Source organism: Methylovulum psychrotolerans (assembly GCF_002923755.1).
GTDB classification, from domain to species: Bacteria; Pseudomonadota; Gammaproteobacteria; order Methylococcales; family Methylomonadaceae; genus Methylovulum; species Methylovulum psychrotolerans.
On the sequence record NZ_PGFZ01000022.1, the window covers coordinates 17,216 to 33,228 of the forward strand.

Annotated in this window: 8 protein-coding genes; 5 read left to right on the forward strand and 3 right to left on the reverse strand. The window is 53.5% G+C overall.

Translation table 11 applies throughout. The annotated features are described in order from the left end of the window. Positions 1 to 14 precede the first annotated feature (14 nt). The 4 genes from AADEFJLK_RS22055 to AADEFJLK_RS22070 all read left to right on the forward strand — a co-directional run bounded on the left by AADEFJLK_RS22055 (position 15) and on the right by AADEFJLK_RS22070 (position 12,757). Positions 15 to 5,894, forward strand: a complete 5,880-nt coding sequence (locus AADEFJLK_RS22055; RefSeq protein WP_103975805.1) for an alpha-2-macroglobulin — start codon at positions 15 to 17, stop codon at positions 5,892 to 5,894. 20 nt (positions 5,895 to 5,914) lie between these two features. Beyond that, on the forward strand, positions 5,915 to 8,212 hold the full coding sequence (gene pbpC, locus AADEFJLK_RS22060) for a penicillin-binding protein 1C (RefSeq protein ID WP_103975806.1): 2,298 nt from the start codon (positions 5,915 to 5,917) through the stop codon (positions 8,210 to 8,212). An 83-nt stretch (positions 8,213 to 8,295) separates the two neighbouring features. Then, positions 8,296 to 9,354, forward strand: coding sequence for a heparan-alpha-glucosaminide N-acetyltransferase domain-containing protein (locus tag AADEFJLK_RS22065; RefSeq protein ID WP_103975807.1), 1,059 nt, complete (start codon positions 8,296 to 8,298; stop codon positions 9,352 to 9,354). A 46-nt stretch (positions 9,355 to 9,400) separates the two neighbouring features. Then, positions 9,401 to 12,757 carry a tetratricopeptide repeat protein gene (locus AADEFJLK_RS22070; protein ID WP_103975808.1) on the forward strand — a complete coding sequence of 1,119 codons (3,357 nt, stop codon included), beginning with the start codon at positions 9,401 to 9,403 and terminating at the stop codon, positions 12,755 to 12,757. A 294-nt stretch (positions 12,758 to 13,051) separates the two neighbouring features. Here AADEFJLK_RS22070 and AADEFJLK_RS24805 read toward each other — a convergent pair whose 3' ends face one another. The 3 genes from AADEFJLK_RS24805 to AADEFJLK_RS22080 all read right to left on the reverse strand — a co-directional run bounded on the left by AADEFJLK_RS24805 (position 13,052) and on the right by AADEFJLK_RS22080 (position 15,819). Further along, positions 13,052 to 13,201, reverse strand: a complete 150-nt coding sequence (locus AADEFJLK_RS24805) for a hypothetical protein (protein ID WP_170065220.1) — start codon at positions 13,199 to 13,201, stop codon at positions 13,052 to 13,054. A gap of 153 nt (positions 13,202 to 13,354) precedes the next feature. After that, a complete protein-coding gene (locus AADEFJLK_RS22075; RefSeq protein WP_088621411.1) occupies positions 13,355 to 13,828 on the reverse strand; it encodes a hypothetical protein in 474 nt (157 codons plus the stop codon). 113 nt (positions 13,829 to 13,941) lie between these two features. Continuing rightward, positions 13,942 to 15,819 carry an RHS repeat-associated core domain-containing protein gene (locus tag AADEFJLK_RS22080; RefSeq protein ID WP_103975809.1) on the reverse strand — a complete coding sequence of 626 codons (1,878 nt, stop codon included), beginning with the start codon at positions 15,817 to 15,819 and terminating at the stop codon, positions 13,942 to 13,944. Here AADEFJLK_RS22080 and AADEFJLK_RS25300 point away from each other — a divergent pair. Beyond that, positions 15,808 to 16,013: hypothetical protein (locus tag AADEFJLK_RS25300; protein WP_211299311.1), on the forward strand; the 206-nt coding region annotated here is incomplete at its 3' end. The two genes, AADEFJLK_RS22080 and AADEFJLK_RS25300, sit on opposite strands and share 12 nt — an antisense overlap.

Consider the following 16,013-nt stretch of genomic DNA (forward strand, 5'->3'; position numbering starts at 1 on the left):
ACCCGCCCTGTCTTATGACTAACCGCCCTCGTGTCCTGCTAAAAAATGTCTGGCTGTTGTTATGCCATTATTTCGCCTTACTGGTTAAAGGTAGCCGTTTCTGTTTAACAGGGCTGGTCGGCTCCCTCACATGGCAACCGCCCCATTGGCTGGTATGGCTGGGACAGCAATCCGACACGGGGCGGCAATGGCTCTTGGCAAAACCCACACATAGCCTGCTGGCAGGGCTGATAACCCTCTTGGTCGCCACAAGCAGTATCCTAGGCATTTGGTGGTATGGGCAATTGCCTAAACCGGTCTTAACGCACTACCAAGTCAAAGCCCCTGCTGCCCCAAGCTACGATGACCAAGGCCATGCCAAACCGGAACCCTTGCAGATTGTCTTCGATGAGTCAGTCGCCCCCGTCGATAAGCTCGGCCAAGCCTTGCAAGCAGGCGTGACCTTATCACCGCAACTGACGGGCGAGTGGCGTTGGGAAGACGACAAAACGCTCAGTTTTTACCCTAAAACTGATTGGCTGATAGACACCGACTATAGCGTCGGACTCTCTGAGAACGCCTTATTGGCAAAGACGATTGAACTGGACGATTATACCGCCGATTTCCATAGCCCGCCCTTTACGGCGGAACTCAAACAAGCTGAGTTTTACCAAGACCCGACCATCCCGACCCAAAAACAATTGGTCGCCACCGTCAGTTTTAGCCATCCCGTCGATAGCGCCGACTTTGCTGACAAAGTCCGCTTAGCCTTACCAGAAGGCCTACAGTTTCTTAACGCCAATGACCCGCCCGTCACCATCAGTTACGACGCTTACAAACTGAACGCCTACCTGCATTCGGCGGTACTGAGCATCCCTAAAGAAAACGCCACCTTAAAGTTAACCTTACTCAAAGGCATACGCTCTAGCCTAGGCGGTAACGGCACCGCCGCTCCCCTCAACCGCGACGTGGTCGTACCCGGCCTATACCGTTTGACCTTCGATAACATTAGCATGACCCTAGTCGATAACGAGCGGTTTGAGCCGGAACAAGTGCTCTTAGTCAATGCCACCGCTCCGGTCAGTACGGAAAGTCTAGCAAATAAAGTGCAGGCGTGGCTATTGCCGGACTATCCGCCCGATGCTAGCGAGGAAGAGCGGCAACGGCCTTATTATTGGTCAAACGACAAAATCACCAGCAACATATTGGCGGTGGCCGAACCGTTGGCATTAGCCGCCCAAGCCACCGAAACCCCTTATGATACCGTCCACGGTTTTACCTTTAAAGCCCCGGTCGGACGCTATGTGTATGCCAAAATCAACGCAGGTGCCCAAGCTTTTGGCGGCTATCAAGCCCGCCAATCTGTAGGGACTACCGTACAAGTGCAACCCTATCCGCAAGCCGTCAAATGGTTATCGCAAGGGTCGCTGCTGTCGCTCACGGGCGAGCGTAAACTCGCTTATATGAGCCGGGGAGTCAATGGCGTAAAGCTCACGATTGGCCGCTTGCTGCCCAAGCAATTGCACCATTTGGTCGATCAAAACGGAGGCGGGTTTTCCCAACCGGATTTAAGCGACCACGATCTCAATAGCTTAGTGGAAAATTTTGACGAGCAACGGCCTATAGCGGCTGTCGAATTGGATAAGCCACAGTATGATAGCCTGGATGTAGGCCGTTATCTGCAAGACAAAACTGCCAACCGGCGCGGCGTGTTTATGGTGAAGCTCCAAGCCTATAATTCGGAAAACCCTGATGAAATAAGCGCCGTACCCGCCGATACGCGCTTTGTTTTAGTGACGGATCTGGGCATTATCGCCAAAAACAGCGTCGGTGGGGGGCAAGACGTTTTTGTCCAATCCATCGCGGGTGGCCAACCTGTGGGCGACGCGCGGGTCGATGTCGTCGGCAGGAACGGGCAAACGGTGTTCTCGCAACTCACCGACATGACCGGACGGGTCAATTTCCCGCCGCTTAAGCAATTGGAGCGGGAAAAACAGCCGCTCATGTATGTGGTCAGTTATGGCGAAGATATGTCTTTTTTGCCGATTAACCGCGATGACCGCCAACTTAATCTGTCACGTTTTGATATTGGCGGGGAGGACAATGCCGTTTCCGCGAAGCAATTAGCGGTTTTTGCCTTTACTGACCGGGGCATTTACCGGCCTGGCGAAACTGCGCATATTGGTTTTATCGCGCGTACCGCCGATTGGCAAGGGCAATTGGCAGGCCTGCCATTAGTCATGGAAATTATCGACCCGCGCGGCGTATCTGTACTCAACAAACAGATTAACCTACCCGCCAGCGGCTTTGACAGCATCGACTTCAGCAGTGAAGACAGTTCGGCGACCGGCAGCTATCAGGCCAATTTCTATCTGATCACCCATAATGACCGCAGCCAACAAATCGGCAGCGTCGATTTTAAGGTACGCGATTTTGAGCCTGACCGCATGAAAGTCAAGCTCAAACTGTCCGAACAAACGGTGACCGGGTGGTTGCGGCCAGAAGCCGTGCAAGCCAAGCTTAACGCCCTGCAACTGTTCGGCAGTCCGGCGGCAGGGCGGCGGGCCGAAGGCGAAATGGTCTTATCACCCGCCCTACCCGCTTTTGCCCGCTATAAAGCGTATGTCTTCCGTAACCAAGCCAAACCGCTGGAGCGGCTTACCGAAGCCCTGACGGCCACCACCACCGATGCTGACGGCAATGTCGAACTCAAGCTCGATTTGCAACGTTTTGCCGCCGCCACTTACCAACTGTCTGTGTCGGGCAAAGTGTTTGAAGCGGCCAGTGGCCGCAGTGTGACGGCGGAAGCTGCCGCCTTGGTATCAAATGCGCCGTATCTGGTCGGGACTAAAACCGACGGCCTGTTGAAGTTTATCCCGCGTAATGCCGAACGGGCCAGCCATTGGCTGGCGGTCGCGCCTAACCTTGACCCCATTGCCGTCAGCGGCTTGACGCTGCAATTGATTGAGCGGCAGTATGTCCCGGTACTGGTCAAGCAAGAAGACGGCACTTACCGATATGAATCACGCCAGAAAGACCTCGTCCGTGCCAGCAAGCCGTATAGCTTAGCGGCGGAAGGGGCGGAGATTGCCCTAGACACCACTAAACCCGGCGATTTTGCCTTGACCTTAAAAGACGCGGCGGATCAGGAGTTGAACCGTATTGACTATAGCGTCGCCGGCCCTGCCAATATCAGCCGTTCGCTGGAGCGTAATGCCGAACTGCAACTGACCTTAGACAAAACCGAATACGCCCCAGGCGACACCATCGCCATTAATATCCGCGCCCCCTACATCGGTAGCGGCCTGATCACCATTGAGCGTGACCGTGTTTACCAGCATGTCTGGTTTAAGACCGACACCACCAGTTCGGTACAAAATATCACCCTGCCGAAAGATTTTGAGGGCAACGGCTATGTCTCGGTGCAGTTTGTCCGCGATGCCAATTCGGATGAAGTGTTTATGAGTCCCTTATCCTATGGCGTGATGCCTTTCGCCGTTAACTTGGACGCACGGCGTGAACCGCTGTTCTTTAGCGCAGAAAAAACCATCAAACCGGGGCAAACCCTCGCGATGCGCCTAAGCACCCCCAGCCCTAGCCGTGCCGTGGTGTTCGCCGTTGATGAAGGCATTTTGCAGGTGGCCGGTTATAAAAGCCCCGATCCGTTGGGCTTTTTCTTCCAAAAACGCGCCCTGCAAGTCGATACCACGCAGATTCTCGACATGATCTTACCCGAATTCCAGAAGCTAATTAACGCCGCCGCCCCTGGCGGTGATGGCGATGACGAGGACATGACGGGGAGGCACTTAAACCCGTTCAAGAAAAAACACCAGCCGCCTGTGGCTTGGTGGTCGGGGCTAATCGACGTGGGCATAGACGGGCAAGCCCTGCATTACGATGTGCCGGACAGTTTTAACGGCAAACTGCATCTGTTTGTGGTCGCCGTCAATGACGGCCATATTAGCGTCTACGACAGCATGACCGAAGTGCGCGGCGATATTATCCTCTCCCCTAACCTGCCGACCACGGTCGCCCCGGGTGATGAGTTCCAAATGAGCGTCAGCGTCTTTAATAACAGTCCTGGCGGCACGGCGGCAAAACAGCCGATTACTGTCACACTCCAACCTTTCCCTGGCTTACAAGTCATCTCGGCCAACCCGCTCACCGTAGCGGTTGCCGGGCAACAGGAAGGTGTCGCCGAGTTTACCGTCAAAGCCGAAAACCAGTTAGGGCCCGTGGATTTACGGATACAGGCCAATGCGGACGGCAAAAGCAGCAAGCTCATGGAAAACGTTAGCGTCCGCCCGCCCGTGCCGTTCAGCACCCAACTGACACTGGGGCGTTTTGACAGCGCCACGAAAACCGTAGCCCCCACGCGGCAACTGTACTTACAGCACCGTGATGTGACCGCCGCTGTCGCGTGGTCGCCATTGCTTTGGGCGCAAGGCTTGGGCGATTATCTGGACGGTTATGAACATGCCTGTACCGAGCAATTGCTCAGTAAAGCCATGCCGGCACTGGTCTTCAACCAAGACCGCCACAACGCCGGATCAGCCTTGGCACAAGCCTTACAAATCCTCCAGGCTCGCCAAAATGACGAAGGCGGCTTTGGCTTATGGGCCGCCAGTTTAGAAGTGGAGCCGCTCACCTCCATTTATGCCGTGCATTTTCTCCTTGAAGCCAAAGACCATGGCATTACCGTCCCCGGCGAGTTGCTGACGAAGGCCAACGGCTGGCTGGAAACGCTGGCAGGGGCTGACAGCGAAGGGCTGGACGGTATCCGCAACCGCGCTTATGCCATTTATCTGCTGACCCGCCAAGGTATCGTCACCAGTTCCTATCTAGCGACCCTGCAACAAGAATTGGACGGGGTTTATCGGGAACAATGGCCGAAAGACCTAGCCGCCGCTTATATCGCCGCCAGCTACCAGCTTTTGCAGCAAGATGCTTTGGCGGCAAAAATCCTCGACACCGTACCGTGGAGTGACGGCAAAACCATCGCCAATGCTTACAGTTATTACGATCCGCTGATCCATGACGCGCAATTGCTGTATCTGCGTGCCAAACACTTCCCTAACGGACTTACCCGTATTCCCGATCAAGTGCTTAACCAAATGGGCGAAGCCATTGCCGATAACCGTTACAACACCTTATCGGCGGCTTATGTCACTTTAGCCTTAGATGCCTACGCCACGACGAACGCCAACGATAACCCGTTAAGCATTAGCGAAACAGGGGCTAAGCAAGCCGCGCGGCAATTGCCTTTAACAGGTGTGCGCACCAAAACGGCGGTCATTTCGACGGCGGCGACCGACATCACCTTTAGCAAAAGCCAAAACCTGCCCGCTTTTTATTTGCTATCCGAAAACGGCTTCGACCGCACCGCCTTAGCCGCCAAAGACCAAGGCTTGGAAATTGCCCGCACTTATACCGACTTGGCAGGCAAGCCCGTCAGCCAAGTGAAAATAGGCGACGAATTTCTGGTTAAACTGGCTATCCGTAGCACCGACCGCGACACGGCTTCCGACATCGCCATTATCGACCTGTTGCCCGGCGGCATAGAACCCGTGTTGAACAGCAAAAATACCCAACCGGAGACTGCCACCGCTAATGGAGACCCAGAAAAAGAAACAGAAAGTGATGCCGATAACCAAACTGAAGACGGTGCTGACACTTGGCAAGCCCCTTTAGGGGACAGCAAAGCGTCTACTTGGCAACCCAGCTATATGGATGTCCGCGATGACCGCGTCGTGCTATATGGTTCGGTCGGGCGCAGTGTCGGCACGTTTGTGTATCGGGTACGCGCCGCTAATGCAGGCCTATACGCCATACCCGCCCCTTTTGCCGAAGGCATGTATGACCGTAAACTACAAGCGCGGGGTACAGAAGGCAAGCTACAGGTTGTCAAACCCTAAGCAGATAGGATGGCCTTTTCATGATCTACCGCCGTTACGCGCTCGGCTTGGCGGGCGGCTTATTGTTAGCGGCGGTAGCGGCTTGCCGGTTCCTGCCGCACCCGCCCCTCGCCAGCTTCGCCCCGTCGTCAACCGCTGTCTTAGCGGCGGACGGTAGCTTATTGCGCCTGACTTTGGCTGCCGACGGCCAATATCGCTTATGGTCGCCACTCGCCGACATCCCCGTGCCTTTACAAGAAGCCGTCAAGTTACAAGAAGACCAATGGTTCGCGTGGCATCCCGGCATCAACCCCATTGCTTTATTGCGCGGGGCATGGGCAACGTATAGCGGTGGGCATCGGCAAGGCGGCTCGACTTTAACCATGCAATTGGCACGTTTGCTGTACCGCTTAGACACCCGCCACCCTAGCGGCAAACTCCGGCAAATCTGCCTAGCCTTATGGCTGGAACTACGCTACAGCAAAGCGGCGATTTTTGAGGCCTACCTTAACCTCGCCCCTTACGGCCATAATATTCAAGGCGTATCCGCCGCCAGCCTGATTTATTTCAACAAAACCGTTGGCCAACTGGCTTTACCCGAAATCCTGACCTTAGCCATTATCCCGCAACGCCCTAACGCATCTGGTGGGCGTGATCCGGTACGCGCCAGACTGTTTGCCAGATGGCAGCAAAACCATACCGTCAGCACCATTGACCGCCAATTGCAAACCTTGCCCGTCCCGTTACGGCGGTTGGCGCAACTGCCTTTCACCGCCCCGCATTTCACCACCCAAGTCCTTAGCCAAGCGGGGCAATCCCAGCCACACCAACTGCACACCACTCTGCAACCGGATTTACAACAGTTACTGCACCGCCATATCCAAAGCTATATCCGCCAATATCAGCACTATGGCCTGCGCAATACCGCCGCGATGTTGGTCGATACCCGCACAATGGACGTAGTGGCCTTGCAAGGTTCGGCAGACTTTTACAATCCGGCCATTTTAGGGCAGGTCAACGGCGTATTGGCGAAACGCTCGCCCGGCTCAACACTCAAACCGTTCGTCTATGGCTTAGCCTTAGACCAAGGTCTCATCCATCCTTTGAGCATCCTCAAAGACGCACCTACCGCATTTGGCGCCTTCCAGCCAGAAAATTTCGACGGGCGTTTTATCGGCCCCTTGTCGGTACGCGAAGCGTTAATCCGCAGCCGCAATATCCCCGCCCTAACCGTCGCCAGCCAATTAAGCCAACCGACTTTTTATAACTTCCTCAGCAGTGCCGGTATCAGCAAACTGCAAACGCCACAGCATTATGGCTTATCGTTAGTATTGGGCGGTGCTGAACTGACCATGGCCGAATTGGCGACCTTGTACGCACTGCTTGCCAATCACGGCGAACTTAAACCCCTCAACTATCTGCATAATCCGCCAACCAACCCAAGCCAAGCCAATACCTTGCACTTGCTCAGCCCCGAAGCCAGCTATTTGGTTTTGGATATGCTCACCACCAACCCACGGCCTGACGGCCTGCCCTCGCGGGCGGCAGTGGCTTGGAAAACCGGCACCTCGTGGGGATTCCGTGATGCGTGGAGTATTGGCGTGACCGGCTCTTATGTACTGGCGGTATGGCTGGGTAATTTTGACGGCTCGGCCAACCCCGCCTTAGTCGGCATTAAAGCCGCCGCCCCGTTATTTTTTCGGCTGGTTGATGCCTTACATTGGGCGCGTCCGGCGGAGTTTACTGCTACCCGCCATCCGCCCGCGACCCTCAAACAGGTGCGCGTGTGCAGCGCCAGCGGCGAATTGCCGAACCGTTGGTGTCCGAAAACCGAACCGACATGGTTTATCCCCGGAAAATCACCGATTAAAATCAGCACCCTGCACCAGCCCGTGGTGGTCGATAACCTGACTGGCAAAGCGGTTTGTCCACCCTATAATGCCGCCACGTCCCATACCGAAGTCTTTGAATTTTGGCCGTCCGATGTCATGCAGCTTTTCCGCGAGGCGGGCATCGCCAGACGCGCCGCACCCGAACAGCATTGCCAAACTTCCTTGGTAAGCGACGAGCCACCGCATATCCGCTCACCATTGACCGGCGGAAGCTACACCCTGCGCCGCTCACGCCCCACCGAAACCATTGCCTTACAAGCCAGTAGTGCTGGCGATACCCAAACCTTATATTGGTTCGCCGACCAAACGTTTTTGGGGACAACAGCCGCCACCGACCCCAATGGCTTGGCGTGGCGGCCAGACCATCCCGGCCTCTACAGCCTCAGTGTTGTCGATGACCATAACCGTAGCCACCAGCGGTCACTCAAGGTCGACATCATCCCATAACCGCGCATTGGCAATCCTGCCATTGCATTCTTGGATATTATCCACTATGTTTACAGACATATCTTACCCCTTTACCGCTAGCCATGACCCCAACACCCCGTCCCCGCAATAATACTATCGACATCCTGCGCGGTATTGCCATTTTTACCATGGTTGCCGCCAACTTTAGCGCTTCGCTGCTCCAAGCCGAAGACAAGGTTTTGGCATTCCGGTTCTATGGCACGTTTGCCGCGCCCTTGTTTATCTTGCTGGCAGGCATGATGGTAGTCATGACCCAGACCCGCCACCGCCATTTTAGCCATTATTTGCACCGTGGCCTGTTCATTATCGGCGTGGCGTGTTTATTGGATATCATCATCTGGCAACTCTGGCCGTTGCTGGGCTACGACGTGCTGTACCTGACAGGCTTAGCCATTCCCTGTGTGGCCGTCCTAAGCCGCTATTGCCAGCCTACCGCCCGGCTTATCCTTGCCGCTATCTTGCTATTGTCGGCCCCAGCACTGCAAAAGCTGTTCGGCTATCGGGAAGAGTTGGTTAGCGTCGAATTAGCGGCCTTAAGCTTTCCCGACTATCTGCACCTGTTGTTCTCGGCCAGCACCGCGCAACGGCTGCTTTTGGACGGCTGGTTTCCGCTCGTACCTTGGCTGGGCTTTGCCTTAGTCGGCAGCGCCTTAGGGTCTTATACGGTTAAAGGTTACGCGCTGACCTCCCGCTCCTTATTGGTAATAGGCTTAACAACGGCCTGTATCGGCATTGCCATTTGGCTTTGGCAACAACCGCACCTAGTGATCCGTGAAGGTTATTCCGAGCTATTTTATCCGCCCAGCATCGGCTACGCCCTGACCGCTTGCGGCCTGATCCTGACAGGTTTTTATGCCGTCGCCCACACCCAACATTGGGCCTTGCACCAACCTTTCCTTAAACTCGGCCATGCCAGCCTGTTCATGTACCTGTTCCACCAGCTCTTTCTCGTCACCGTCCTTAAACCGATAGCCGCCGTCAATAACTTGCCCTTAATGCCGTTTCTGCTGCTTTATATAACCGTCATCAGCCTGATGGTCGCCATAGGCTACGGCTTGGCGGTATTTAAACAACGCCAGAAAAACCTGCCCTTCATCGTGCGGTTTCTCTTAGGCGGCTAGAGCAACCTGTCACCCGCACTGAACCTAATTAACCACGGATAGATGAATGGCTCCCAAAAAAATCGCCAGTAACGTCCCCTGCCCGTGCGGCAGCGGCAAAAAATATAAACAATGTTGCGGTGATAAAGCCTCGCTAGCCCCCACACCAGCACAACAAACTGATGCCGCCGTTACCCATTTTTTCAATGCCGGTTTGGCACACCAGCAAGCCGGACAATTGCCACAAGCGGAAACCTGTTATCGGCAACTATTGCAAATCCGGCCACACCACCCCGATGCCCTGCATTTGCTGGGTCTCATCGCCTATCAACTAGGCAAGCACGCTATGGCCGCGCAACTTATCAGCGAAGCGATCCGCCACCAAAGCGACAGCCCGTTATATTACAATAGTCTAGGCTTGGTGTTGAAAGAACAGGGGCAACTGGATGCCGCCCTTGCCGCCCACCAACACGCCTTGGCGCTCAAGCCCGATTACGCGCCAGCCCACAATAACCTGGCCGTCATCGCCCTTGCCCAAGGTGATACAAACACCGCTATCTTGCATCTGCAACATGCCCTCGCCCTTGCCCCCAACTATATAGAAGCCCATGGCAATTTAGGTTGCTGCTATAAAGATAAGGGCGAATACCGCTTAGCCATAGCCTGCCACCAACAGGCTATGGCCTTAAATCCCCGGTATGCCCCTGCCTATAATAATTTAGGACGGACTTACGAAGCCGCCGGAGACTTTACCTCAGCCCTCGCCACCTACCAACAAGCGCTGTTACTGGACACCCCCTCGGCACTGATCCACCAAAACCTAAGCCGCGTTTATGAAACCCTAGCAGACTTAAGCCAAGCCATTAGCCACTTGCGGCAAGCCCTTACCATCAGCCCCAATGATTTCGAGCTACGCCACACCCTAGCTTTGACGCTGTTAAAGTCAGGACAATTTAGCGAAGGCTGGCAATACTACGAAAGCCGCTACCATCCTAGCCGCAACAGCACCAACATCGTTCCGCCTACATTGCCCTTCCAACAATGGCAAGGCGAACCCTTAACCGGGAAATCCTTATTAGTCTGGCCAGAACAAGGCTTTGGCGACGAAATCCAATTCTGCCGTTACATCCCCCACTTAAAAGCCCTAGGCGCGGCGTACATCACCTTAGTCTGTAAAACGCCGCTCAAAAGCCTGTTTGCCAGCCTGGCGGGCGTTGACCAGCTTGCCGTTACCGGAGAGCGCATCAAACGCCACGACTTTTGGACGTTTCCGCTCAGCCTCCCCCTGTATTGCCAAAGCACCTTAGCGACCATCCCCACTACCCCCTACTTAAGCGCCTCGCCCGAACGCCTCAGCCATTGGCAAACCAAGCTACCCAGCGCACCATTGCGGGTGGGCTTGGTCTGGAAAGGCGCGGCAGGCCATAAAAACGATGCCAACCGCTCCATCAGTCACCTTAACATCTTAGCGCCGCTGTTCAACCTAGATGGCATCGCCTTTATTAGCCTGCAAAAAGGCCAAGGCGAAGAGCAAGCGCAGGGTCTGCCGCTCACCCATCTCGGTTCCGACATCCAAGACTTTGCCGACACCGCCGCCATCGTCGCCCAATTGGATTTAGTGATTTGTGTCGATACCGTCATCGCCCATCTCGCAGGTGCCTTGGGTAAACCCGTGTGGCTACTGTTGCCCCATAACGCCGACTGGCGGTGGCTGACCGGGCGCGACGACAGCCCCTGGTATCCGCAAACCGTATTGTTCAGACAACAGCAAGCCGGGGATTGGGCGGAACTTATCGGACGGGTTAAAGAACAGCTCAAAAGGCTGCTCGGCTTAACCCCGCCCGTATCGGCAACCGAACTGGCGGCTCTATTACGGGCCGGCTTAGCGCATCAGCAAGCCGGACAATTGCCAGAGGCGGAAGCCCTGTATCGGCAAGTGCTGCAAACGCAACCGCAACACCCCGATGCCCTGCATTTTCTGGGCTTAATCGCCTATCAACTGGGCAAGCATGATATTGCTGTGCAGCTTATGAACACCGCCATTAGTTATCAAGCCAATAATCCGCTGTTTTACAATAATTTAGGCCTAGCATTAAAAGAATCATCACAGCTAGAGCTAGCCTTAACCGCCCATCAAAAAGCCTTGGCACTCAAGCCGGATTACGCCCAAGGCCACAATAATCTGGCCGTTCTCCTCAAAGAACAAAGGGATTTCACCGCCGCCATCAGGCATTTTAAACAAGCCATCGCCAGCGACCCAAGCTATATAGAAGCCTATAGCAACCTAGGCTCCTGCTATAAAGACATCGGCGACCTGGATTCAGCCGCCGACTATCACCAACAAGCCATTGCCTTAAATCCGCAGTACGCGGCGGCGTATAATAATTTAGGCCGCGTCCACGAAGCCCGCGTTGAGCTGCCCCAAGCCATAAGCCACTTCCGTAAAGCCATTGCCTTAACCCCTGACGACATCGAACCGCAGCACAACCTCGCCGTGGTGTTGTTAAGCGCGGGGCAGTTTAGTGAAGGCTGGCAACGTTATGAAAGCCGCTATCATCCCAAGAAAAAAAATCCCAGCACCGTACCGCCCAAACTGCCGTTCCGACAATGGCAAGGCGAACCGTTGGCAGGTAAATCCCTATTAATCTGGCCTGAGCAAGGCTTTGGCGACGAAATCCAATTTTGCCGTTATATCCTCCTCCTGAAAAGCATGGGCGCAGGCTTTATTACCCTATTCTGTAAAAAACCCCTCCAACCCCTGTTCGCCAGCCTGGCCGGAGTCGACCAACTGTTAGTGGCCAAAGAAGTTAACCGCATCGAATTTCATGATTTTTGGACATTTCCGCTAAGCATCCCGCTCCAGCTCCAAACCGCCTTGGACACCATTCCGACTTATCCGCACTACCTGAACGCTCCGCCCGAACGTATTTCCTATTGGCAAACGCGGCTCCCAGAAGCCCCGTTTCGGGTCGGCTTGGTATGGAAAGGCTCGGTACTCCACAAAAACGATACCAACCGCTCCCTCAGCCACCTCAACGCCTTAGCCCCCCTGTTCAACCTAGACGGCATTGCCTTTATCAGCCTACAAAAAGGCCAAGGCGAAGCCGAAGCGCACGGCCTGCCGCTCACCCATCTCGGTTCCGACATCCAAGACTTTGCCGACACCGCCGCCATCGTCGCCCAACTGGATTTAGTGATTTGTGTCGATACCGTCATCGCCCATCTCGCAGGTGCCTTAGGCAAACCCGTGTGGGTGCTGCTGCCGTTTGCCGCCGACTGGCGCTGGCTCACCGGGCGCACCGATAGCCCTTGGTATCCGCAAACCGTGTTGTTCAGACAAACGGAAATAGGCGATTGGGAAGGGGTTGTACAGAGGGTTAGGGAAAAATTGCTGGCGTTGCTGGCGGCTGGTAAAGTGCCATAGGATGGTTTTATAGGATTTTGGTCAGCATAGAACGGAGTGCAATGGTCTTTAGCCATTGCACGATGGCCTAAGTGAGTGTACCTACGCGGCTCTCTTTTTAAAGAGAACGGTAGTGAACTGGTATAGAGTCTTCTTTAGATTCATAAAGTGCATTTTCAGCATAGGGCGGTTGCGTTTCAGGGTAGAAAAGACCGCAAGAAATAGCAATACACCCATTATTAATCATAAAAACAGACGAATGAGCAATTCTTCGTTTTCATAAAACTCATACAACGGATTCAACTCCAATTGCGCTCACGTCTCTTTTCCATCTATAGATAAACTTACAATCTCCGTAAACGCAGAAGAGCCATCAAGATACAGCTTAACTTCGTTGTATGTTAATTTAAGATATTTTGGGATATTTTGTTGCAAAATATCAGCAAAAACCTCTTTTATTTGCATAAATATTTACCATTCAATAGTTGGAAATTGCTCTCCCTGTTTCCAACATAATGCAGGAAAGCACCAATGAACCTGAAAATAAGTATCCCATTTAGTTACTTAAAATCAATTGAATGCAAGCTTTTGAACACACCCCCATATACCACGCTTACGTTAAAATAACCGTTCTAAGTTAAATTTCCGAATAGGTTCATCCTTCATATTATAATACCCGACAGGTGCAACTCCAGCATCATCATAAGTGTATAACACATATCCAACTGGCTCTTCTGCCCTGCTATAAACGACAACTTTATAACAGCGTTCAGCTTCTGCCTCGTAATAGAATATGGATTTTTGTATTGGGATTTTCTTCCCATCACAAACCTCATATTGAATGGCTTCAATCCTCCTATCTAAATTATCATAGACTATTTCTTGTATCCCGATTGGCGTGATGTAATCTGGCCCAAATAAAACCACGCAACTGCACTGGCCATCTTTGCGCCTTTCATATAAGTAATCCCTTATAATCCGGTTGTCATCATCAACCCACACATGACGAATTACCTTGTCATTCTGATCACGATAATAAATTGCTTTATAAGAACGATGTCTGTTCGGTTCAAGTATTTCTGTACTAATCATAACGTTCCTACCAATAAAAAAAAGGCTGGCCTACAATGTAAATGATAGTTAATTACCGCAAGATCACTAAAATCAACATGCAAACTTATTCTATAAAACGACAAAAAACATGCCTAATACCCCCATGGTTCACTTGGTGGTGGTTCATGAGTCCAATTATTCGCCTCATCGTTGTAGGAACATCCTTTTGCTTGAGCCATTGCAATGGCCAACCTAAGATGCAGTTGCACTTCTAAATATTTTTGTATATGCCCCTCCCACGATCCATAATAAGGATTAGCTTCATTCAGTCTTTTATGGTCACCAAACAAATTATAGCGATCTATAAGTAATTCTTCATACCTTTTTTCGAGTTCATCCGTTAAAGCGTCAATTTCACTTCGGATAGCTGAACAATCCTTATTGTCGTCATTTGGGCAAACCTGATTGTAAATCCATTCACTTGCACTTCCAAGGGTTCCAAGAGGATTATGGCTTTCGCCAGTAGAGCTATGCAATCCCAAAGGATCAATAAGCTTAATCGGATTCCCCCCCACATACCCAAACGTATTCAGCCCGCCCTTTAACCCAATCGGGTCGCTCTGCGTGTACCTGCCCGTCTTAGGGTCATAAGTGCGGTAGTAATTATAGAACAGTCCGGTCTCGCCGTCATAATATTGCCCCGGAAAGCGCAGGTTGTAGGTGAAGTTGGCTGCCGTGCCGGTGGGGTTGGGATTAGGGGCGTTGTTGCCGAAGGGGTCGGTGCTGTCCCATTGCCAGCGCACCACGCCGCTGGTGTTGACGATTTGCCGGGGGGTGTTCAGGTGGTCGCTGAGGACGTGGAACAGGGCTTGGGCGCTGTTGGCGACAGCGACGGGCTGGTCGCCCAGCCATATATGCTCTTGCTGGAGCGCGCCAGTTTGGTCATACTCGCCGACCAAATGCCCGGCCTCGTCGTACAGGTAAATGTTGCCCGTGGCGGCGACGATGTTGGTTTTGCTGACGCGCTGCCCCAAAGCGTTGATGCCGTAGCGGTAGGTGAAGGTTTGCGTTTTGGGTTGGGTCGAGGGGTTGACCACCGAAAGCGCGACAAAGCGGTTGCGGCTATCGTAGCCGTAGGTGTTGACGGCTGTAGGGCTGGCGGCGTTACTGCTGATCAGGTTGCCGGACAGGTCGTATTTGTAGCTGTTGTTGGTCACAAGGTTGCTGGTGCTACCTATATTATAGGTGGTGGACGATGTGGCAGTGGTACTAGTCGGCGGTATGTAAGTGTAGGCATGGGTGCGGTTGCCGTTGGTGTCGTAATCGTAATGTACCTTGCTGGTGTTGGGGATGATAGTGTCGGTCAGGCGGTTGAGTGCGTCGTAGGTATAGGTTTGGTCATTGGCATCACCGTTGCCCCAAGTCTTGACGTTGCCCAAGCGGTCATAGCTCAGTTGTTTGGTGGCGTTGATCAGGCTGTAGCCAGTCATACGCCCGTCGCTGTCGTAGCTGCGGGTGATGGTAGGTGTCCCAGTCACGCCAGTCAGTTGGTAGCTGCTGATGGGGCCGAGTGGGCGGTAACTGATGCTGCCGATTAGCGTATTGAAGTTAGCCCCAGTGGGTTTTTTAACGGCAAGGCTGCTGGGGCGGCCTGTGCTGTCGTAGCTGTACTGGACGACCATACCGGATGGGTAGGTTATGGTCAACAGCCGTCCGGTGGTGGTGTCGTAGCCGTAGCTGAGGGCTTTGCTGATGTTGCCTTGGGTTTGGGTTTTGCTTTGCACCCGGCCTTCGCTGTCGTAAACCCAATCGGTCGCACCAGTGGGGTCGTCGATATGGCTGAGCTTACCTTTGGCGTTGTTGACGGGGTTGGGGTTGCCGTCGTAGCGGTAATTGAGGGTGACGTTAGGGTTGGTGTCCATGTTAGAAGCCGCCGCATTACCAGCAGAAACATAGGCAACGCTGAGCAGGCGGTTCAGGCTGTCGTAGCTGTAGGTGGCGGTGTTGCCGCGTGCGTCTTGGCTAGTCAACAGGTTGCCGGCGGCATCGTAGACGCTATTGGTGATGGTGCCACGGTCGGGGTTTCTCTCATCGGTGAGGTTGTCGAGGCCGTCGGTCAGGCGCGCCAGGATTTTTCGCGAAAGCTAAAATGGGATCCATCCGATTTTAGCGGCGAAAAATTTTCCTGGCGATTATTGCCTTCGGCTGCCCGCCTTCGTCCTGC